Origin of the sequence: Hafnia alvei (assembly GCF_034424155.1) — a bacterium.
Lineage (GTDB): Bacteria > Pseudomonadota > Gammaproteobacteria > Enterobacterales > Enterobacteriaceae > Hafnia > Hafnia alvei.
The window spans coordinates 2,043,564-2,063,787 of the sequence record NZ_CP139992.1 but is presented as its reverse complement, the minus strand read 5'-3'; the positions used below and the strand labels follow the sequence as shown (position 1 = coordinate 2,063,787).

The following is a 20,224-nucleotide window of genomic DNA, read 5'->3' as shown; positions in this document are numbered from 1 at the left end:
TACACAACGCCAAAAAGAATCATTAACGCGAGCTCGCATTAAGCCCGCGTCATAGAATTAATAGAATTTAATGCAGCTAGCGCCTTCTTCGGCACCGGAGAGCTGTTCACGCAGCGCGGCAAACATCTCACGACCTGAGCCATCGTGCAGCTCAGACAAATCAGGATGAACCAGTTCACGACTCGCCAATTCAGCCTCATCCACCAGCAAAGTGAGCTCGCCGGTTTTGCCGTTAACGCGAACCATATCGCCGTCACGGACTTTCGCCAGCAGACCACCTGAATAAGCCTCAGGGGTAACATGGATGGCTGATGGGACTTTGCCAGAAGCGCCAGACAAACGGCCATCGGTGACTAATGCCACTTTCAGCCCGCGATCCATCAGAACGCCCAATGGTGGCATCAGCTTGTGCAGTTCAGGCATACCGATAGCGCGTGGGCCTTGATAACGCACCACGACCACACAGTCTTTGTCCAGTTTACCGGCTTCAAACGCAGGAACCACGTCGTGCTGGCTATGGAATACCACCGCAGGGGCTTCAATGATTTGATTATCTGCAGGCACGGCGGAGGTTTTCATCACGGCGCGGCCTAAGTTACCCGTCAGCACTTTTGTACCACCGTGGGATTCAAACGGTGATGCGAAGCTAGCAATGACATTGCTGTCGTGGGATTTTTCAGGACCTGGACGATATACCAGCTTGCCCTCTTCCAAGAAAGGCTCCTGGGTATAACGGCTTAAACCGTGGCCAGCAACGGTTTCAACATCTTCATGCAGCAAGCCGCCTTTCAACAGCTCTTTGACCAGCACAGGCACGCCGCCTGCCGCTTGGAAATGGTTGATATCTGCTGGACCGTTTGGATAGATGCGGCACATCAATGGCACCACGTCAGACAGGTCAGAGAAATCATCCCAATTGATATGAATGCCTGCAGCACGCGCCATCGCCACCAAATGCATGGTGTGGTTGGTAGAACCACCGGTTGCTAGCAGAGCGATAATGCCGTTCACGATGACTTTCTCGTCAACCATGCGGCCAACAGGCATGTAATTGCCGCTTGTCTCCGTCATGCGAGTCACCTGACGCGCTGCCGCATCGGTTAATGCGGCGCGTAATGGCATATCTGGCTGAACGAAAGATGAACCCGGCAAATGCAGGCCCATCACTTCAATCACCATCTGGTTGGAGTTCGCCGTACCATAAAAAGTACAGGTGCCTGGCGCATGGTAAGACGCTGCTTCAGCTTCAAGCAGCGCATCACGGCCCAGCTTGCCTTCTGCGTACAGTTGGCGAACACGAACCTTTTCTTTGTTAGGCAAACCGCTCGGCATTGGACCGGCTGGCACGAACAGGGTCGGTAAATGGCCGAAAGACATCGCGGCCATAAACAGACCCGGCACAATTTTGTCGCACACGCCAAGATACAGCGCGCCGTCAAACATATTGTGCGAAAGACCCACAGCGGCGGACATGGCAATCACTTCGCGGCTCATTAATGAGAGCTCCATGCCGTCCTGTCCCTGAGTTACACCATCGCACATCGCAGGTACGCCAGCGGCCACTTGCCCTACTGCTCCAACCGAATGCAGCGCAGCTTTGATCTGCTCTGGGTAGGTTTCATAGGGTTGGTGCGCCGAAAGCATATCGTTATACGAGGTCACGATACCGATATTGCTCTTGATCATGCTGGTCAGAGACGCTTTATCATCCTGACCACAAGCGGCGAAACCGTGTGCCAAGTTGCCGCAGGCTAACTGAGAACGATGTACCTTCTTGCTGCGCGCTTTTTCGATTTTGGCCAGATAGGCCGCACGGCTGTCGCGGGAGCGTTCAATAATGCGTTGAGTAACTCGGGATACTGTTGGGTTCATTGCTGCCTCATGCCGTCCAGTAGACGTCGACCGGCGTTTGTGTTTGATGTAACACTGCGCGGATCGGCATCTCATTCACATCCGTACCCTGAATTGCGCGCTGATAAACATCACGCTTGCTGCCACCTACCACATGCAGGTAGATATGGCGGCTATTGAGCAGAGCCGGAAGTGTTAGGGTGATACGATCGAGTGGCGCGGTCAGCGGGGTCATCCCCATGCAGACTCGGCCAGAATCCATCGCGAGAGCTGGGAACAGATTCTCTGCCCCAGGGAAGAGTGAAGCGGTATGGCCATCATCACCCATGCCGAGGATCACAACGTCAAACGGACGAGCAATAGATTGCAACGCACGTTCGGTGTCTGCGGCTCCGGCAAACGGGGTGGCATGACTATTCTTCAAACCAACAAACTTCGCGGTTGCGGCGTGGCCCTTCAGCAAATGTTCTCGAACCAGCTTTTCGTTACTGGAATCATCATTTGCCTCGACCCAACGCTCATCCGCTAAGGTGATGCTGACCTTGCTCCACTCAATGGCTTGCTGAGTTAACGCCTCGAACAGTCCTAGTGGTGTACGACCACCCGACACGACTAGACTGGCTTCTCCCTGAGCGCTAATGCTGTGGCTCAGAGCTGCGGCTATTTCCTCAGCAAACTGTTCGTTGAGCGCCTGTGCGCTCGGAAATTCTTTAAACTGTGCCATTTCAACCACTCCTAAACTGTCCTATACCCAAAATAATTGGAGTGCAGCCAACACCGGTGCGACTTCAAATATGCTGGGTATGAATCTCAACACACGGAGGGAAGGCCCTCCGTGATGCTTTGCGATCAAATAACGTTGTAACGTTATTCGAATTCATTCCATGCACGGCCATCGCGACTGATCATCGCAACAGAGGCAACAGGACCCCAGGTACCGGCTTGGTATGGTTTAGGAGATTCATTATCAGCGGCCCACGCTTCCATGATGGAGTCGACCCACTTCCAGGCTTCTTCCACTTCATCGCGACGCACGAACAGTGCTTGGATCCCACGCATGGTTTCCAACAGCAAACGCTCATAGGCATCGGCTAAATGCTCTTGATGGAAAGTATCGGAGAAGCTCAGATCCAGTTTAGTGGTTTGCAAACGATGCTTATGTTCCAGACCAGGCACCTTGTTCAGGATGTCAATCTGTACGCCTTCATCAGGCTGTAAGCGGATCGTCAGTTTGTTCTGCGGCAGCTCTTGGTAAGAGTCGCTGAACAGGTTGAGAGGCGGGTTCTTAAAGTAAATAACCACTTCAGAACATTTTGATGGCAGACGTTTACCGGTACGTAGATAGAACGGAACGCCAGCCCAGCGCCAGTTATCGATATCAACACGAATAGAGACGAAAGTTTCTGTGTTACTGGTTTTGTTCGCCCCTTCTTCTTCCAAATATCCTGGTACTTTTTTGCCTTGCACAAAGCCTGCGGTGTATTGGCCACGCACCGTGGTATCGCGCACGTTGGTATGGTTAATACGACGTAGTGAACGCAGCACTTTGACCTTTTCATCACGAATGCGGTCAGTAGAGAGATCCGCCGGTGGTGACATGGCAATCATGGTCAAAATTTGCAACAGATGGTTTTGAATCATGTCGCGCATCTGGCCCGCTTTATCAAAGTAGCCCCAGCGACCTTCAATGCCCACTTCTTCCGCGACGGTGATCTGTACGCTGTCGATCATGCTGTTGTCCCAGTTATTCGCAAACAGGGAGTTAGCAAAACGCAGCGCCAGCAGGTTAAGCACCGTTTCTTTGCCCAAATAGTGGTCAATACGGTAAACCTGTGACTCGTCGAAGAATTCAGCCACCTGATTATTGATGGCGCGTGAGGATTCCAAATCCGTACCGAGAGGCTTTTCCATCACGATGCGGCTTGGATCTTTATTCAGACCGGATGCACCCAAACCTTGGCAGATAGCGCCGAAAGTACTTGGTGGCATCGCAAAGTAGTTGATGGTGACGCGTTTCTTCTGATCCAGCATTTTTGCCAGATTTTTGAAGTGCTGAGTGTCATTGACGTCAAGGTTACAGAAATCCAGACGCGCGCTGAGCGTCGTCCACAGTTCTTCATCAACCTTTTCCTTCAAGAAGGTGTCCAGAGCTTCACGGACGACCTTAGTGTAGGCGTCTTTATCCCAATCAGCGCGACCTACGCCGATGATACGAGTGTCCGGATGGATATGACCGGCTTTTTCTAATTGGTACAGGGAAGGCAGCAGTTTACGGCGGGCTAAATCGCCCTTGGCGCCGAAAATGACCAGGTCACAGGCCTGTGCTGTTGACGTAACCGCCATGTTCATCTCCTCGTTGCAGGATGCTTGTAATTTTATTACATAATTAATGTACTATTTTTGACTATAGCCAGTAAACATGCTTTTTTGCCGAAAAAACAACCATAAATGGTATGAAATTTTCGTTGACCCCGCCGCAGACCGCGTAATGACAGATACATTATGTAATTTTCCGTCAAAACTGAAGCAATATTACCATATCGAAAGTTAGACACACGTCATACTCTGGTAAAAAAAGCCCACGAAGCGGCATCATCTCGCTGCAAAGCTGTTGTGGCTCGTAGTATATTTTCATCAAACAATCATAGATTTCTCCTTTCTTTGAAATCGTTTTGCTCAATAGATGTCAAAATGCAGGAAAGCGGCGAGTGAAAAACACCCAATGAGCTTACCGGAGTAAGGGATTAGGGCGCACGAGAGCAGCCAACACACCTGCAATTTGAAAGATGACGGGCATACAATCCATGAGTGAATGTGTATATGAATACGCTGGACAAAATTCAGGCCAACCTGGACCAACTCAGTAAATCCGAGCGCAAAGTTGCCGAGGTTATCTTGGCTGCACCGCAGACCGCAATTCACTCGAGCATTGCGACGCTGGCGAAAATGGCTGATGTCAGTGAACCCACGGTAAACCGTTTTTGTCGTCGTTTAGAAACCAAAGGCTTCCCCGATTTTAAACTTCATCTCGCACAGAGCCTTGCTAATGGGACGCCGTATGTCAATCGAAACGTAGAAGAGACTGACAGCGTTGATGCTTATACCAGCAAAATATTCGAATCTGCGATGGCTAGCCTTGAAATGGCCAAGAATAACCTTGATATGGCCGCGGTTAATCGCGCCGTTGATCTGCTCACTCAGGCCAAGAAAATCTCGTTCTTTGGTCTAGGTGCATCCGCCGCCGTTGCTCATGATGCCATGAATAAATTCTTTCGGTTTAACATTCCTGTGGTTTATTTTGATGACATCGTCATGCAAAGAATGAGCTGCATGAATTCGAACGAAGGCGATGTTGTGGTGCTTATCTCCCACACAGGCCGTACCAAAAGTTTGGTCGAAATGGCACATTTAGCACGCGAAAATGACGCCACCGTGATTGCCATTACCTCTCGCGACACGCCGCTTGCTCTGGAAGCTACCCTACCCTTAATTCTGGATGTGCCAGAAGACACCGATGTCTACATGCCAATGGTGTCGAGAATTGCTCAATTGACGCTGATCGATGCACTGGCAACTGGCTTTACCTTGCGCAGAGGCGCAAAATTCAGAGATAACTTGAAGCGAGTCAAAGAAGCGCTGAAAGAATCGCGCTTTGATAAGGGACTGGCGCTGCCCCACCATTTTGATTAAATCGGTGATCGGCTAGGCCAAGATATAAAGTACGCGTTTTACGTCAATCAGGCACCAAAACATAAAAACAACCTGTCATTTTCTGCTAGATAATGAAGAGACGGGTATTTATCAACCGCATGCTTTCTTTTGCGGTTTCATGCGAGCAGGCTTGATGAGTTGATCTACCCAGTGATTTTTAAGCATAAGAACGTCGCTGCTACGAGTTAACAGCGACGCCAGCTTAAGATAATCGGGTTACGTGGATGCGTAATCAACTGCCTGTTCGTTGTATTGGCACCAACACCAATGCTTCACATGTCAACGGAGTTACACATGTCCAGACGGCTCAGAAGAACCAAGATCGTAACAACCTTAGGCCCAGCAACCGACCGCGATAATAATCTAGAGAAGATTATTTCAGCTGGTGCTAACGTCGTACGTCTCAATTTCTCTCATGGTACAGCTGAAGATCATCTTGCTCGCGCCAATAAAGTCCGTGAAATTGCAGCAAAACTAGGACGACATGTTGCCATCCTCGGAGACCTACAGGGTCCGAAAATCCGCGTATCCACCTTCAAAGAAGGCAAAGTATTCCTTAACATCGGCGACAAATTCCTACTCGACGCCGATCTCACCACCGGTGAAGGCGATAAAGAGAAAGTCGGCATCGACTACAAACGCCTGCCGGAAGACGTGGTTCCCGGCGACATTCTATTGCTCGACGATGGTCGCGTGCAGCTCAAAGTCCTCGAAGTTAAAGGCAGCAAAGTGTTTACCGAAGTGACCGTCGGTGGCCCTCTCTCCAATAACAAAGGGATTAACAAATTAGGCGGCGGTCTGTCTGCTGAAGCCTTAACCGAAAAAGACATCGCTGATATCGCTACTGCGGCGAAAATTTCTGTCGATTATCTGGCAGTTTCTTTCCCTCGCACCGGCGAAGACATTAACTACGCGCGCCGCCTTGCACGCGATGCTGGTTGTGATGCCAAGATCGTGGCTAAAGTTGAACGTGCCGAAGCGGTATGCAGTGAAGAAGCGATGGATGACATCATCTTAGCCTCCGACGTCGTGATGGTTGCTCGTGGCGACTTGGGCGTCGAAATTGGCGATCCAGAGCTGGTAGGCATTCAAAAACAGCTGATCCGCCGCGCACGCAAATTAAACCGCTCCGTTATCACTGCGACCCAAATGATGGAGTCGATGATCACCAACCCAATGCCTACACGCGCTGAGGTCATGGACGTGGCTAACGCCGTGCTGGACGGTACTGATGCGGTCATGCTGTCGGCAGAAACGGCAGCGGGGCAATACCCTGCTGAAACAGTTGCTGCCATGGCGCGCGTATGTTTGGGTGCTGAAAAAATCCCTAGCATTAACGTTTCTAAGCACCGTTTAGACGTACAGTTCGACAATATCGAAGAAGCGATTGCGATGTCTAGCATGTACGCGGCTAACCACCTGAAGGGCGTTACCGCGATCATCGCCATGACCGAATCAGGCCGTACGGCGCTGATGATGTCTCGCATCAGTTCTGGCTTGCCAATCTTTGCCATGTCTCATCGCGAACGCACCTTGAACCTGACAGCGCTGTATCGCGGGGTAACGCCCGTTTACTTCGACAGTACCAGCGACGGCGTGGCGGCAGCTCAGCATGCAGCAAATCTGCTGCGTGATAAGGGCTTCTTGGTTTCGGGCGATCTCGTTATCGTGACCCAAGGTGATGTGATGGGCACCATCGGCAGCACCAATACCAGCCGAATCCTGCGCGTTGAATAAAGCGCGATAAAAGAAATAACGAAGGGGCGCAATCAATTGCGCCCCTTTTCTTTTGGGTTCAACTCATAAAACTTAGGCGAAACTTATAAGTCTTTTCGCTTGTACGGCTCAATTTCTCCCGGCTTGCGGGTTTTTAGCAGCTTCAGGATCCACGTATATTGCTCCGGATGCGGCCCCATCAGTAACTCAACTTCTTCGTTCATGCGGCGAGCCATATCGTGCTCATTCATATCGGCAATATCATCCATCGGTGGACGGATATAGATATCCAACGTGCTTGTTTTGCCGTCATACACAGGGAAAAGCGGAATAACCTGAGCACGACAAAGCTTCATCAAACGCCCAATCGCAGGCAGCGTAGCTTTATACGTAGCGAAGAAATCGACAAACTCGCTATGTTCCGCACCATGATCTTGGTCTGGCAGATAATAGCCCCAGTAACCGTGCCGCACCGAGCTGATGAAAGGCTTAATGCCGTCGTCACGCGCGTGCATACGCCCACCAAAACGCCGACGACAGGTATTCCACAGCCAGTCCACCATCTTATTCTTTTGATTATGGAACATTGCGGCCATAGGCTGGCCCTGTGCAGCTAGCAACATCGCGGGGATATCAACGGCCCAACCGTGTGGCACTAAAAAGATGGCATTCTTACCGCTCTCACGCAGGGCTTCGATATGCTCCATGCCATGCCAGCGAGTGCGTTTTAGCACGCGTTGTGGGTCGCGCAGCGTCAGTTCGGCCATTAAAAACATAGACTGCCCTGCGCGTTCGAACATTCGATCGATAATGTCTTCACGCTGAGCTTCGGTTAATTCTGGAAAGCAGTACAACAGGTTAATTCTTGCACGACGTCGTGCTCCACCTGCGAGTTTTCCAGCCCAGCGCCCAACGGTAGCAAGGATCGGATCTCTCAGACGCACCGGCAAATAGGCCATCGCGACCATCGTACCAACGCCTACCCACGCACCCCAGTATTTAGGCAGTAGGAAGCTTTTTTCAAACTGCGGGATAAACTCCACATTTGAACGTTGTTCTTTTTCCATACAAAAGCTCTTTAATAAAATATCAGCTAATTATATACCCAAGTGGTTTCAATACGGCTTGATATAAGTCTTGGACATAGAACAACCGATAAAAATTTGCGCATAAATAAATAGCACAAAGAAAAACAGCCGGTTATAGCCGGCTGTTATAAACGATTCCTAATCTTAATCTAGCTGGAGTTGCGGAACAACCTGACGAACCTGAGCTAAGTACTCACGGCGATCTTTGCCAGACAGTCCATCAGAGCGAGGAAGCTGCGCCGTTAATGGATTCACTGCCTGATTATTCAGCCAGAATTCATAATGCAGGTGCGGCCCAGTAGAACGTCCGGTATTGCCCGACAGCGCGATGCGGTCGCCGCGTTTTACTTTTTGCCCCGGCTTAACCAGAATTTTTTTCAGGTGCATAAAGCGCGTCGTATATTGGCGACCGTGACGGATAACCACGTAGTTGCCCGCCGCGCCGCTGCGTTTAGCGATAACCACTTCACCATCACCAACGGCTAATACAGGTGTTCCCACCGGCATCGCGAAATCTACACCTTTGTGTGGAGCAACACGTCCTGTTACCGGATTCACACGGCGCGGATTAAAGTTAGAGGATACGCGGAATTGTTTGGTGGTTGGGAAACGCATAAAGCCTTTCGCTAAACCGCTGCCCTGACGATCGTAGAATTTGCCATCATCTGCGCGCACGGCGTAATAATCTTTACCACCGGAGCGCATTCTTACCCCCAGTAGTTGGCTCTGCTCACTGCGGCCATTCAACTCTTCACGCGACATCAGCACGGAAAATTGATCGCCCTTCTGCAATTTACGGAAATCCATCTGCCACTGAAGCGCCTTGATCACGGCATTCACTTCTGAACGGCTCAGGCCTGCGGCTCGTGCGCTATTGACGAAGCTTCCGTTCAATGTTCCCGTGACAACTTTATTTTTCCACTCACCCTGCTGAGACTCCACGGCTTCTTTGAAGTTACCGTTCACCAGATTATAGGTACGTGTTTCGCGACGATTCACTTCCCAAGTCAGCTGTTGCAGTTCGCCTGCGTCATTCACGACCCATGAAAGCGTTTGGCCAATTTTGAGGTTACGCAGTGCGGGATTTTGCTTAGCAAGTGCGGACACCTCTGACATATCAATGCCAAACTGGGTCAAAATGCTGCCAAGCGTATCACCGGTAGAAACCACGTAATCATGGGTACCCGAATCGTTATCGGCTTTGTCGTCTAATTCGTCGGTAGGAACTTCATCTTCTGGGGCGGGTTGGTCCAGTGGCTCACTGGCTTCAGGAACGAGCGTTCGCAACTGTTTATTATCCAACGGGACAATTTTGGCAGAGGCGCTATCGCTATCGATATTCGGTTGGTAAACGAATGGCCGCCAAATAGAGACGGCCAACGTGATGACGGTCAGTGACCCTAGCATAACCCGATGTGGTCGGGGCAAGTTGTTATACGCTAGGGCGATAGATCGCGCTATCTGCTGCACTCGGATATTCCTCTTAATCTCCGTTCAGGCAGCTTGAATACTGTTGTGATAGCTGAGTTAAGAACCTCATGTAACTATCAGCACCCAGTGCGATCGCGCTACCCAAGGGATCTAAGGTTCCCTGGCGGACTTTTGTCCCCTGCGCAACCGCTGAGATTACTGCTGGCCTGAACTGTGGCTCAGCGAAAACGCAAACGGCTTTCTGCTCAACCAACTGTGTTCGAATTTGATGTAAACGCTGTGCGCCAGGCTGAATCTCGGGATTGACCGTGAAGTGACCTAAAGGAGTCAAACCAAAGGTTTTCTCGAAGTAACCATAGGCATCATGAAAAACAAAATACCCTTTACCTTGCACAGGCCGCAGCATCATACCAACATTTTTTTCTGTCTGCTCTAGTTGTTCCTCGAATTTACGTAGGTTGACATCCAGTTTGTCTTTGTTTTGTGGGCTTTGTAACAATAATTTGTCGTGTATCGCTATCGCTATCTGTTTTGCAATGGCTGGAGAGAGCCAAATATGCAGGTTATATTGCCCATGATCGTGATCATGATGCTCTTCTGAACCAGTCTCAGCGCCATTTGTAACATTATGTGTAGCAGATTTTTCGGATTTTTCTACATTGCTTTCTGCTGCATGCGCTTTATGGTCATGATCGTCATCATCATCACCGGCCATGAGCAGGCTGTGAACGGCTGGCAGCCCTGTCAGCATCAGATTCTTGTTATTTTCGAGCTGTTGAACCGGTTTTGTCAGGAAAGCCTCCATTTCTGGCCCTACCCATACTACTAAGTCAGCTTCACGCAAACGTTTGATGTCGGATGGCTTGAGTGCATAATCATGCGGTGACGCCCCATCTGGAAGCAAAACTTCCGTTGTTGTGACCCCTTCAGCAATTGCCGAAGCGATAAATCCTAAAGGACGGATTGAGGTTAATACCGCAGCCTGTGCGCAGCTGATCCCGGCGCTTGTTACCAGTGCAGCAGCAATAATAGTGCGCTTAAACCAGGCTTTTTTGTGTATCATGTCAAAATTCTCTTCTTCAATTTGGGTGATCGTTATATTATAACATTTCATCCATTCTGCAATATGCAAAAACATGTCGAGTCAAAATACAGTTCAAAACAATAATAGTTTGGTATCGCTGAAAGACATCACGGTGAGCTTCGGGGCTCGCAATGTGCTTTCTCACATATCTCTCGATCTCAAACCCGGACGCATTCTGACGCTGCTGGGGCCTAATGGTGCCGGAAAGTCTACGCTGGTTCGCGTCGTGCTGGGGTTGATAAAACCCACTTCAGGCACGATTACCACCGCAGAAAAGCTCACCATTGGCTATGTGCCGCAAAAACTGCACCTCGATGCGACGCTGCCGTTGACCGTCAGCCGATTCATGCGCTTACGTCCCGGTGTAAAAAAAGAAGATGTATTGCCTGCATTGAAGCGTGTACATGCCGCTCATCTGCTCAATCAACCGATGCAAAAACTCTCTGGCGGCGAAAACCAGCGGGTTTTGCTGGCGCGCGCGTTGCTCAATAAGCCTGATTTATTGGTATTGGATGAACCTACCGCTGGCGTTGACGTTAACGGGCAACTGGCGCTGTACGATTTAATCAACCAGCTAAGACAAGAACTTAATTGCTCAGTACTGATGGTGTCGCACGATTTACATTTAGTGATGGCAAAAACGGACGAAGTATTGTGTTTAAACCAACATATTTGCTGTTCAGGAACGCCAGAAGTGGTGTCGATGCACCCTGAGTTTATCGCGATGTTTGGCAACCGCGGTGCGGAACAACTCGCGATTTATCGCCATCATCATAATCATCGTCACGATCTACAGGGAAAAATTGTGTTGAAAAGTAATGGGAGCCAGCCGCAATGATTGAGTTACTTCTCCCCGGCTGGATCGCAGGCGCATTGCTGGCGTTAACCGCTGGCCCACTGGGATCGTTTGTCGTGTGGCGCCGTATGTCATATTTTGGCGATACGCTAGCGCACGCGTCCCTGCTAGGCGTTGCGTTTGGCCTACTGTTGAACGTGAACCCTTTCTTTGCCGTTATCGTCGTGACACTGCTGCTGGCCATTGGCCTTGTATGGCTGGAACGACGCCCGACGCTCGGCGTTGATACCCTGCTCGGTATCATGGCTCACAGCGCACTGTCGCTGGGCTTGGTAGTTGTCGCTTTAATGTCAAACGTACGCGTAGATTTGATGGCGTATTTATTCGGCGATCTACTTTCCGTCACCTATGACGATATTCTTATGATTGCCATTGGTGTCGCCGTCGTACTGGGTATCTTATGGTGGCAATGGCGACCGCTGCTTTCGGTAACAATCAGCCCAGAACTTGCCCACGTAGACGGCGTTAACCTCGAACGTGTACGGATGATATTAATGCTAGTTACCGCGCTAACCATCGGCTTGGCAATGAAATTCGTGGGCGCATTAATCATCACCTCACTGCTGATTATCCCTGCTGCCACAGCGCGCCGTTTCTCACGCACGCCAGAGCAAATGGCCGGCATTGCCGTTATCATCGGTATTTTAGCCGTGACTGGCGGGCTCACATTTTCCGCCTTCTACGATACGCCTGCTGGGCCGTCCGTGGTGCTGTGCGCAACCGCAATGTTCATTCTCAGCCTGAGTAAAAAACAGAGCGTGTAGAACGTTAACGTTGCAGGTATAAAAAAGCCCGAGACATCTAATGTGCTCGGGCTTTTTTTCGACGCAAGAAACTGTGCTTTAAAAGGGGCTATTCTTCTCGGGTCAGACCAAAATGTTTATAGGCATGATTGGTCGCCATACGACCACGCGGCGTGCGCTGCAAGAAGCCCTGCTGAATGAGGTAGGGTTCCAACACGTCCTCAATTGTTTCACGCTCTTCACCAATGGCCGCCGCAAGGTTATCGAGCCCTACTGGCCCGCCCATGAACTTATCAATGACCGCCAGCAGCAGCTTTCTATCCATGTAGTCGAAGCCTTCAGCATCAACGTCCAGCATATTTAGCGCCTGCGTTGCCACGTCACCATTAATATTGCCATCGGCGCAAACTTCGGCGTAATCCCTTACACGGCGTAATAAACGGTTAGCAATACGCGGCGTACCGCGAGAGCGACGCGCCACTTCATGCGCGCCCTCTTCCGTCAAAGATAAACCAAGGCATTGTGCGCTACGGCCAACGATGTGTTGCAAATCAGCAACCTGATAAAACTCCAAGCGCTGCACAATACCGAATCGGTCGCGTAACGGAGAGGTTAACGAACCGGCTCGCGTCGTTGCCCCCACCAGCGTGAAAGGAGGTAGATCAATCTTAATGGAACGTGCCGCGGGCCCTTCGCCGATCATGATATCAAGCTGATAATCTTCCATCGCTGGATACAAAATCTCCTCAACCACCGGAGACAAACGGTGGATCTCATCGATAAACAAAACATCATGTGGCTCGAGGTTCGTTAGCATAGCAGCTAAATCGCCCGCTTTTTCTAACACGGGGCCAGAAGTTGTGCGCAAATTCACGCCCATCTCATTGGCGACAATATTAGCCAAGGTGGTTTTCCCCAACCCTGGAGGGCCGAAGATCAACAGGTGATCGAGCGCATCGCCGCGCAGTTTGGCCGCTTTGATGAAAATCTCCATCTGACCACGCACCTGTGGTTGCCCAATGTATTCTGATAGGCTTTTGGGGCGGATAGCGCGATCGATAATTTCTTCTTCGCTTTGCACTTCCGCAGTAATCAGACGGTCAGCTTCAATCATCCTTCATTTACCTCACTGGCGATCACAGCGCCGCGCGCAGTGCATCACGAATTAATGTTTCGCTATCAGCATCTGGTTTGGCAATTTTGCTGATCATCCGGCTCGCTTCTTGCGGTTTATAGCCCAGCGCAATCAGCGCTGCAACGGCTTCACCTTCAGCATCAATTTCAGCGGCCGGTTTCTTCGCTTCTGGCATTGGCAGTTCACTGTGGTTATTAAACAGGTCGCCGGTTAAGCCTTTAAAGCGATCCTTCATTTCAACCACTAGACGCTCCGCCGTTTTCTTACCCACGCCGGGTAATTTCACCAGCGTGCTAACTTCTTCACGTTCGATGGCGGTAACAAACTGCTGAGCTGACATGCCGGACAAAATGGCCAGCGCCAGTTTTGGCCCAACGCCATTGACTTTAATCAGCTCGCGGAACAATGCGCGCTCTTGTTTGTTATTAAATCCGTACAGCAACTGCGCATCTTCACGCACCACAAAATGGGTGAAAATAATGGCTTCCTGACCAACATCAGGCAGTTCATAAAAACAGGTCATCGGCATATGGACTTCATAACCTACGCCGTTGGCTTCCAGCAGCACTTCCGGCGGCTGTTTTTCCAGAACAATACCTCTGAGACGACCTATCACGCGCAATTCCTCTTAAAATGTTAACTCTTTCATTATGGCTTACAGCTTATACCATAAAAAAGGCTGGATGAATATCCAGCCCATTGAGTTCGATACCTAATTTACTTTAAACGCCCGCGCGCTAAGTTCAAGCGCGTTGGGCTGGCTCTCAGCGCATTTTGGCTGACATGACAATGCGTGATTGCCACAGCCAGCGCATCGGCGGCATCTGCCTGTGGACTCGCCGACAACTTCAGCAGAGAACGCACCATATGCTGAACCTGCGATTTCTCGGCAGCCCCCGTTCCAACCACGGTTTGTTTGATTTGACGCGCCGCATATTCAAACACCGGCAAATCAACGTTCACTGCGGCCACAATAGCAGCGCCGCGAGCCTGACCCAGCTTTAAGGCTGAATCGGCATTTTTAGCCATAAAGACCTGTTCAATGGCAAAAATATCGGGCTGGAACTGAGCAATAATTTCGCTGACGCCGGCATACACCAGCTTGAGACGTGTAGGTAAATCATCGACAGAGGTGCGGATGCACCCGCTGCCGAGATATTCGAGCTTTCGCCCCACTTGGCGGATCACGCCATAGCCTGTGATCCGCGAACCAGGGTCAATCCCGAGGATGATACTCATTCCAGAGTAGCCGCAACCTCGTCGGAAACCTCACCGTTGTGATAAACTTCCTGCACATCATCACAATCTTCCAGCATATCGATCAGGCGCATCAGTTTTGGTGCGGTTTCTTCGTCCATTTCTGCCTTAGTAGAAGGGATCATAGAAACTTCAGCAGATTCGGCAACCAGACCGGCAGCATCTAACGCATCTTTCACTTCACCGAAGGTTTCCCACGGAGTGAACACGTCGATAGCGCCGTCGTCATAGGTGACAACGTCATCAGCACCAGCTTCCAGCGCGGCATCCATCACGGTATCTTCATCTAGGCCCGGTGCGTAGGAAATCACACCTTTTTTGGCAAACAGATAAGAAACTGAACCGTCAGTGCCTAAGTTACCGCCGGTTTTAGTGAAGGCATGACGCACTTCAGCCACGGTACGGTTACGGTTGTCACTCAGACATTCCACCATAATCGCAGAACCGCCAGGACCGTAACCTTCATAGATGATGGTTTCCATATTGGTATCATCATCACCGCCCACACCACGCGCGATTGCACGGTTCAACGTATCGCGGGTCATGTTGTTAGACAGCGCTTTATCAATTGCTGCGCGCAGACGTGGGTTCGCACCCGGATCACCACCACCTAATTTCGCGGCGGTAACCAGCTCGCGAATAATTTTGGTGAAGATTTTACCGCGCTTAGAATCCTGCGCAGCTTTACGGTGTTTCGTGTTGGCCCACTTACTATGACCTGCCATATGTTTCTCCGGTAAAAGCCGTAGGGCTTTAAAAATGACAAACTTTACGCCTGTTAGGATGAATAGTGACAAACCGCCAAGCTTATTGGCTCAACACGGCTTGCCACACAGGCACTTAATCAATGAACGAGTTCTTCAATCGCCTGCCGGTTGCTCCACGATTTGGTGAGCTGGGCAGCCTGCTCAACGTCTAGCCATTGATAAGCCAGATGTTCCGTCAGCGGAATTTCTCTCTCTGACGGCAGCGCCAAACAGAACCAGTGCTCCAAATTGCGCGTTACACCGGGTGCATAGCGATGGCGCAAATGCGCAAATAACTCAAACTCCACACAGTGCTGACAATCCATCAATGACAGGCTTTCACCTGAAATATCAATACCGACTTCTTCCTTTACTTCACGCTGTGCGGCGTGCGGCGCAGATTCACCCTCTTCTAAACTGCCGGTCACCGACTGCCAGAAATCAGGATCGTCGCGCCGCTGTAACATCAGCACCCGACCACTCTGGCGGGCATAAATGACCACCAGAATCGACTCAGGACGCTTATATGCCATTAGGCTTTCTCTGCGTCGTCTGCGCTGCCTTTTTTGGCAACCACAGAGATAGAGAGTTCCTGCAACGATGCAGGATTTGCAAAGCTTGGCGCATCGGTCAGCGGGTCAGCTGCAGCCGTTGTTTTAGGGAATGCGATAACATCACGGATATTATCGGTACCGGTTAACAACATCACCAGACGATCCAGACCAAATGCCAGACCTGCATGTGGAGGCGTACCATATTTCAGCGCGTCCAGCAGGAAGCCAAACTTGTCGCGTTGTTCCTGCTCGGTAATCCCCAGAATACCGAATACGGTTTCCTGCATTTCACCGTTATGAATACGCACAGAACCACCGCCCACTTCATAGCCGTTCATGACCATGTCATAGGCGTTAGCAATAGCGCCAACTGGATGTGCTTTCAGCTCAGCTGGAGAGATATCGCGAGGCGCGGTAAACGGATGGTGCATCGCAGCTAAACCGCCTTCACCATCGTCTTCGAACATTGGGAAATCAACAACCCACAGCGGTGCCCAGCTGTTTTCGTTAGTGATTTTCAGCTCACGACCCACTTTCAGACGCAGCGCGCCCATAGCATCGGTGGCTATCTTGCTAGTATCTGCGCCGAAGAACAGAATATCTTCATTTTGTGCGCCGGTACGTTCCAGAATGGATTCTAAAACTTCAGCATTCAGGAACTTAGCAATTGGGCTTTGAACCCCTTCCATTCCTGCGGTACGGTCATTGACCTTCATCCATGCCAAACCTTTAGCGCCATAGATACCGACAAACTGGCCGTATTCATCAATGATTTTACGCGTCAGGTGCGCACCACCCGGAACACGCAACGCAATGACGCGACCTTTAGGATCGTTAGCTGGGCCGGAGAAGACTTTAAAATCAACGTCCTTCACCAAATCAGCAACGTCAACCAGCTCCAGCGGGTTACGCAGGTCTGGTTTGTCGGAGCCATAACGACGCATCGCTTCAGCAAACGTCATAACAGGGAATTTACCCAGATCGACGCCTTTGATTTCCTGCCACAGAGAACGAGCGAGTTCTTCCATCACTTCACGCACTTGTTCTGCGCTCATGAAAGAAGTTTCCACATCGATCTGGGTGAATTCAGGCTGGCGGTCAGCGCGCAGGTCTTCATCACGGAAGCACTTAACGATCTGATAATAACGGTCAAAGCCAGACATCATCAGCAGCTGTTTAAACAGCTGTGGAGACTGTGGCAGCGCGTAGAATTTACCTTTATGCACGCGGCTTGGTACCAGATAATCGCGAGCACCTTCAGGCGTTGCCTTGGTCAGCATCGGGGTTTCGATATCTAGGAAACCGTGGTTATCCATGAAACGACGCACAAACGCAGTAATGCGCGCACGCGTTTTCAGACGCTGTGCCATCTCAGGGCGACGCAGGTCAAGATAACGATACTTCAGGCGGTTTTCTTCGCTGTTAGTCTGGTTGAAGTCTAACGGCAGTGGTTCTGAACGGTTGATGATTGTCAGAGCATGACCAAACACTTCCACTTCACCGGTGGACATGTCTTTGTTTTTTTGGCTATCTGGACGCGCACGAACGGTACCCGTGATTTGCACGCAGAACTCGTTACGCAGCTCTGAAGCTTGCTGGAACGCTTCTTTATGATCAGGATCGAAGAATACCTGTACCACGCCTTCACGGTCACGCAGATCGATGAAGATTAAACCACCCAGATCGCGGCGGCGATGTACCCAACCGCAAAGCGTGACTTCCTGACCCTCATGGGACAAATTCAACTGCCCGCAATAATTAGTACGCATAACGATATCCTTTGGCTTTCTTATGTACTTCACCGATGCCACATCCGAGCATATACCCGGATGGGTGCTGCCTGTGCAGCCCTATAATTTTAAACTCGAGTCGTGCTAATTCTCTGATTTTCCTGACTTAGGTTTGAAGTCAGTGGCATACCATCCGGTTCCCTTGAGTTGGAAACCCGCAGCAGAAACGCGTTTTTTCAGCGTCGGTCTGCCACACGCCGGACAATCAACCAACGGCGCATCGGCCATTTTTTGCAATTTCTCTAACTGATGATTGCATTCGCTACAAGCGTATTCGTAGATCGGCATAGCAGTGATAGATTACATGTTCGATGAAAAAAGGCGGCTATTATAAAGGAAATTCGCCGCTGCGATAAGAGCAGACGCGCACTTTGCGCGGATTCTCGCCACCTTATCAAAACAGTTTATATTCTCTGCGTTCGATGCAGCACTGTTTGTTAACTTATTGATACAATGCATTTTCTTTTTAAATTAACGAATTACAGAATATCGCTACCGAGCCGTAGCCACATCCCGTTACGTTTAACGGGCTTAGTTCGCGTTATCTTTGAGCTAAAACTCTGTTACACCGCCACCGCTTTACTGGCTATTTCTACATACTGATAATGAGCGAGTTCCCATTTTTGCGCCATGATGGAGGTCTACGATTTGATAAGAATCAAATAAGTACAATAAACTTTCATTCGCGAAGCGATCTCACCACAAGACCAGCAGCATGACTTCATTGAAATAGAATAGCATCCATAGACCCCATAGCCGCATGCATCATCGATAGATCTAAAAATCAAAATAGCGAATTTATCGACACACTAATAGGCGAGCATCTTAATCACGTGACGCAGAGGGCACCTACCGATTCAATCCGATAGATAGTTCAACCAAGGTTAAATAGATATGTCAAAAACCAACAAACGCGACATTATTTTGTAAGTAACGAATACAAATAAAATATTTATATTTTTATATGCTGAAAAGTGTACAAAAAATTAATTAAAATAAATAAAACTCAGATTAAATAGCAATGACTCCCTTTTTTCATTTACTAATCGTTTAACCATTCAGGAATAAAATACTCTCGAATATCTTATCTAGCATTGGAAATGAAAAAATGAATCTACTTATTACTGGGGCAACGGGCTTTTTAGGCGGTGCCGTACTCGCAAAAGTATTGCTTGATGATAAGCCAGTATCTCTTCTTCTTTTAGTACGCTCAGATAATTCGCAAAATGCTTTAGCTAGGATAAAAAAGAATCTGGTTAATTTTGGTTGCACTGAAAAAACATTAGAAAAATTAACGAGTGATAATATTCTCATCGGCGATCTTTCTGACCCTGATGGTTTTATTCACGATGAAAGATTAAACAATATAACTCACGTTATTAATAGCGCAGCTATCGCTTCGTTTGGCGAAAACCCTCTCATTTGGAAAGTAAACGTTGAAGGCACATTAAAATTCGCCACTCACATGTCTAAATACGCGAAACTCCAGCGATTCGTTCATGTTGGCACTGCGATGTCATGTGTGCCAGAGGCCGGCTCTGTCGTCACCGAAAGCCTGACGTTAAAAGACGAAAACGAACATCTGGTTCAGTACACCTATTCAAAGTCTGTTATCGAAAATCGTATGCTGGCAGAGTGTCCTGATTTACCGTTAGTGATTGCAAGGCCTTCCATTATTGTTGGCCACAGCGAGCAAGGCTGTAAACCGTCCACCAGCATATTCTGGGTATTTCGTATGGCGCTAATGTTGGGCAAATTTATGTGTTCAATGGATGATAAGATTGATGTTATTCCCGTTGATTACTGTGCCGATGCCCTTCTTCTTCTCCTACAAAAAGAGAATATGAATGAAAAAATATTTCATATTTCAGCGGGCGAAGCTGGCAGTGTCACTTTCGGTGAAATAGACAGTGCTATTGCCCAGGCAACAGAAACAAAACCGGTTAATCTCTCTTATGAACAAGTAGAATATATCGAATTAGTTAAATCCAGAAAAAGCTTTAAAGGTATATTTGGACAATGTAACGAGCGACTGATGTTGCGAGCGATGCGCCTCTATGGTGAGTTCTCAATTCTTAATGTTCGTTTTTCTAACGAAAAATTACTCGGGCTTGGAATATCTGCGCCGCCTCGATTTACCGACTATGTGGCTAAATGCGTTGCCACCACGGCAAATCAATCGATACCTGAGCAAATGGTCGTAGACTTCAAATAATACACGCATTGTAAATGGGCTTATATAATTAAGCCTATTTACGTTTT

Annotated in this window: 18 protein-coding genes; 5 read left to right on the top strand and 13 right to left on the bottom strand. The window is 49.3% G+C overall.

From position 1 onward, the window contains the following. Nucleotides 1-57 precede the first annotated feature (57 nt). The 3 genes from edd to zwf form a co-directional block, all read right to left on the bottom strand. Nucleotides 58-1,872: a phosphogluconate dehydratase gene (gene edd / locus U0008_RS09615; protein ID WP_025801950.1), complete on the bottom strand. Its 1,815-nt coding sequence runs from the start codon at nt 1,870-1,872 to the stop codon at nt 58-60. A 7-nt stretch (nt 1,873-1,879) separates the two neighbouring features. Further along, on the bottom strand, nt 1,880-2,575 hold the full coding sequence (gene pgl, locus U0008_RS09610; protein WP_043493025.1) for a 6-phosphogluconolactonase: 696 nt from the start codon (nt 2,573-2,575) through the stop codon (nt 1,880-1,882). A 143-nt stretch (nt 2,576-2,718) separates the two neighbouring features. Then, entirely contained in the window at nt 2,719-4,194 is a 1,476-nt protein-coding gene (gene zwf / locus U0008_RS09605; protein WP_043493024.1) for a glucose-6-phosphate dehydrogenase, read from the bottom strand. 477 nt (nt 4,195-4,671) lie between these two features. On the opposite strand from zwf, the gene U0008_RS09600 reads away from it, so the two are divergent. Beyond that, nucleotides 4,672-5,541 (top strand): MurR/RpiR family transcriptional regulator, encoded by an 870-nt coding sequence (locus U0008_RS09600; RefSeq protein ID WP_025801944.1) that lies wholly within the window; start codon nt 4,672-4,674, stop codon nt 5,539-5,541. A 315-nt stretch (nt 5,542-5,856) separates the two neighbouring features. Then, nucleotides 5,857-7,299, top strand: coding sequence for a pyruvate kinase (gene pyk / locus U0008_RS09595; RefSeq protein ID WP_025801942.1), 1,443 nt, complete (start codon nt 5,857-5,859; stop codon nt 7,297-7,299). An 83-nt stretch (nt 7,300-7,382) separates the two neighbouring features. Here pyk and lpxM read toward each other — a convergent pair whose 3' ends face one another. The 3 genes from lpxM to znuA form a co-directional block, all read right to left on the bottom strand. Beyond that, on the bottom strand, nt 7,383-8,345 hold the full coding sequence (gene lpxM / locus U0008_RS09590) for a lauroyl-Kdo(2)-lipid IV(A) myristoyltransferase (protein WP_043493022.1): 963 nt from the start codon (nt 8,343-8,345) through the stop codon (nt 7,383-7,385). A gap of 165 nt (nt 8,346-8,510) precedes the next feature. Then, nucleotides 8,511-9,836, bottom strand: a complete 1,326-nt coding sequence (mepM, locus tag U0008_RS09585) for a murein DD-endopeptidase MepM (protein WP_043493021.1) — start codon at nt 9,834-9,836, stop codon at nt 8,511-8,513. 13 nt (nt 9,837-9,849) lie between these two features. Then, nucleotides 9,850-10,860, bottom strand: a complete 1,011-nt coding sequence (gene znuA / locus U0008_RS09580; protein ID WP_043493330.1) for a zinc ABC transporter substrate-binding protein ZnuA — start codon at nt 10,858-10,860, stop codon at nt 9,850-9,852. Nucleotides 10,861-10,933: 73 nt separating this feature from the next. On the opposite strand from znuA, the gene znuC reads away from it, so the two are divergent. Then, complete coding sequence (znuC, locus tag U0008_RS09575; protein ID WP_025801934.1) at nt 10,934-11,719, top strand: zinc ABC transporter ATP-binding protein ZnuC; 786 nt, start codon at nt 10,934-10,936, stop codon at nt 11,717-11,719. Further along, on the top strand, nt 11,716-12,501 hold the full coding sequence (znuB, locus tag U0008_RS09570) for a zinc ABC transporter permease subunit ZnuB (protein ID WP_043493020.1): 786 nt from the start codon (nt 11,716-11,718) through the stop codon (nt 12,499-12,501). The genes znuC and znuB overlap by 4 nt, the downstream gene beginning before the upstream one ends. Nucleotides 12,502-12,589: 88 nt before the next feature. On the opposite strand, the gene ruvB is transcribed toward znuB, so the two are convergent. From ruvB to U0008_RS09535, 7 genes are all read right to left on the bottom strand, one after another. Continuing rightward, nucleotides 12,590-13,594, bottom strand: a complete 1,005-nt coding sequence (ruvB, locus tag U0008_RS09565) for a Holliday junction branch migration DNA helicase RuvB (protein ID WP_043493019.1) — start codon at nt 13,592-13,594, stop codon at nt 12,590-12,592. Nucleotides 13,595-13,616: 22 nt separating this feature from the next. Further along, nucleotides 13,617-14,231, bottom strand: a complete 615-nt coding sequence (gene ruvA / locus U0008_RS09560; RefSeq protein WP_025801928.1) for a Holliday junction branch migration protein RuvA — start codon at nt 14,229-14,231, stop codon at nt 13,617-13,619. 101 nt (nt 14,232-14,332) lie between these two features. Then, nucleotides 14,333-14,854, bottom strand: a complete 522-nt coding sequence (gene ruvC, locus U0008_RS09555) for a crossover junction endodeoxyribonuclease RuvC (RefSeq protein ID WP_025801926.1) — start codon at nt 14,852-14,854, stop codon at nt 14,333-14,335. Beyond that, a complete protein-coding gene (locus U0008_RS09550) occupies nt 14,851-15,597 on the bottom strand; it encodes a YebC/PmpR family DNA-binding transcriptional regulator (RefSeq protein WP_025801924.1) in 747 nt (248 codons plus the stop codon). Before U0008_RS09550 ends, ruvC begins: the two co-directional genes overlap by 4 nt. A 119-nt stretch (nt 15,598-15,716) precedes the next feature. After that, nucleotides 15,717-16,151: a dihydroneopterin triphosphate diphosphatase gene (nudB, locus tag U0008_RS09545; protein WP_025801922.1), complete on the bottom strand. Its 435-nt coding sequence runs from the start codon at nt 16,149-16,151 to the stop codon at nt 15,717-15,719. Further along, nucleotides 16,151-17,941, bottom strand: a complete 1,791-nt coding sequence (gene aspS / locus U0008_RS09540; RefSeq protein WP_043493017.1) for an aspartate--tRNA ligase — start codon at nt 17,939-17,941, stop codon at nt 16,151-16,153. Before aspS ends, nudB begins: the two co-directional genes overlap by 1 nt. A gap of 105 nt (nt 17,942-18,046) precedes the next feature. Continuing rightward, nucleotides 18,047-18,250, bottom strand: a complete 204-nt coding sequence (locus tag U0008_RS09535; RefSeq protein WP_040045114.1) for an FmdB family zinc ribbon protein — start codon at nt 18,248-18,250, stop codon at nt 18,047-18,049. 820 nt (nt 18,251-19,070) lie between these two features. Here U0008_RS09535 and U0008_RS09530 point away from each other — a divergent pair. Further along, complete coding sequence (locus U0008_RS09530) at nt 19,071-20,177, top strand: SDR family oxidoreductase (RefSeq protein WP_043493016.1); 1,107 nt, start codon at nt 19,071-19,073, stop codon at nt 20,175-20,177. Nucleotides 20,178-20,224: the final 47 nt, after the last annotated feature.

Excerpts from the sequence above, each read along its gene's own strand:
- edd (WP_025801950.1), bottom strand. The coding sequence starts at position 1,872 with ATGAACCCAACAGTATCCCGAGTTACTCAACGCATTATTGAACGCTCC.
- ruvB (WP_043493019.1), bottom strand. The coding sequence starts at position 13,594 with ATGATTGAAGCTGACCGTCTGATTACTGCGGAAGTGCAAAGCGAAGAA.
- lpxM (WP_043493022.1), bottom strand. The coding sequence starts at position 8,345 with ATGGAAAAAGAACAACGTTCAAATGTGGAGTTTATCCCGCAGTTTGAA.
- pgl (WP_043493025.1), bottom strand. The coding sequence starts at position 2,575 with ATGGCACAGTTTAAAGAATTTCCGAGCGCACAGGCGCTCAACGAACAG.
- nudB (WP_025801922.1), bottom strand. The coding sequence starts at position 16,151 with ATGGCATATAAGCGTCCTGAGTCGATTCTGGTGGTCATTTATGCCCGC.
- aspS (WP_043493017.1), bottom strand. The coding sequence starts at position 17,941 with ATGCGTACTAATTATTGCGGGCAGTTGAATTTGTCCCATGAGGGTCAG.
- znuC (WP_025801934.1), top strand. The coding sequence starts at position 10,934 with ATGTCGAGTCAAAATACAGTTCAAAACAATAATAGTTTGGTATCGCTG.
- znuB (WP_043493020.1), top strand. The coding sequence starts at position 11,716 with ATGATTGAGTTACTTCTCCCCGGCTGGATCGCAGGCGCATTGCTGGCG.
- znuA (WP_043493330.1), bottom strand. The coding sequence starts at position 10,860 with ATGATACACAAAAAAGCCTGGTTTAAGCGCACTATTATTGCTGCTGCA.
- ruvC (WP_025801926.1), bottom strand. The coding sequence starts at position 14,854 with ATGAGTATCATCCTCGGGATTGACCCTGGTTCGCGGATCACAGGCTAT.
- U0008_RS09535 (WP_040045114.1), bottom strand. The coding sequence starts at position 18,250 with ATGCCGATCTACGAATACGCTTGTAGCGAATGCAATCATCAGTTAGAG.
- U0008_RS09530 (WP_043493016.1), top strand. The coding sequence starts at position 19,071 with ATGAATCTACTTATTACTGGGGCAACGGGCTTTTTAGGCGGTGCCGTA.
- U0008_RS09550 (WP_025801924.1), bottom strand. The coding sequence starts at position 15,597 with ATGGCAGGTCATAGTAAGTGGGCCAACACGAAACACCGTAAAGCTGCG.
- pyk (WP_025801942.1), top strand. The coding sequence starts at position 5,857 with ATGTCCAGACGGCTCAGAAGAACCAAGATCGTAACAACCTTAGGCCCA.
- U0008_RS09600 (WP_025801944.1), top strand. The coding sequence starts at position 4,672 with ATGAATACGCTGGACAAAATTCAGGCCAACCTGGACCAACTCAGTAAA.
- zwf (WP_043493024.1), bottom strand. The coding sequence starts at position 4,194 with ATGGCGGTTACGTCAACAGCACAGGCCTGTGACCTGGTCATTTTCGGC.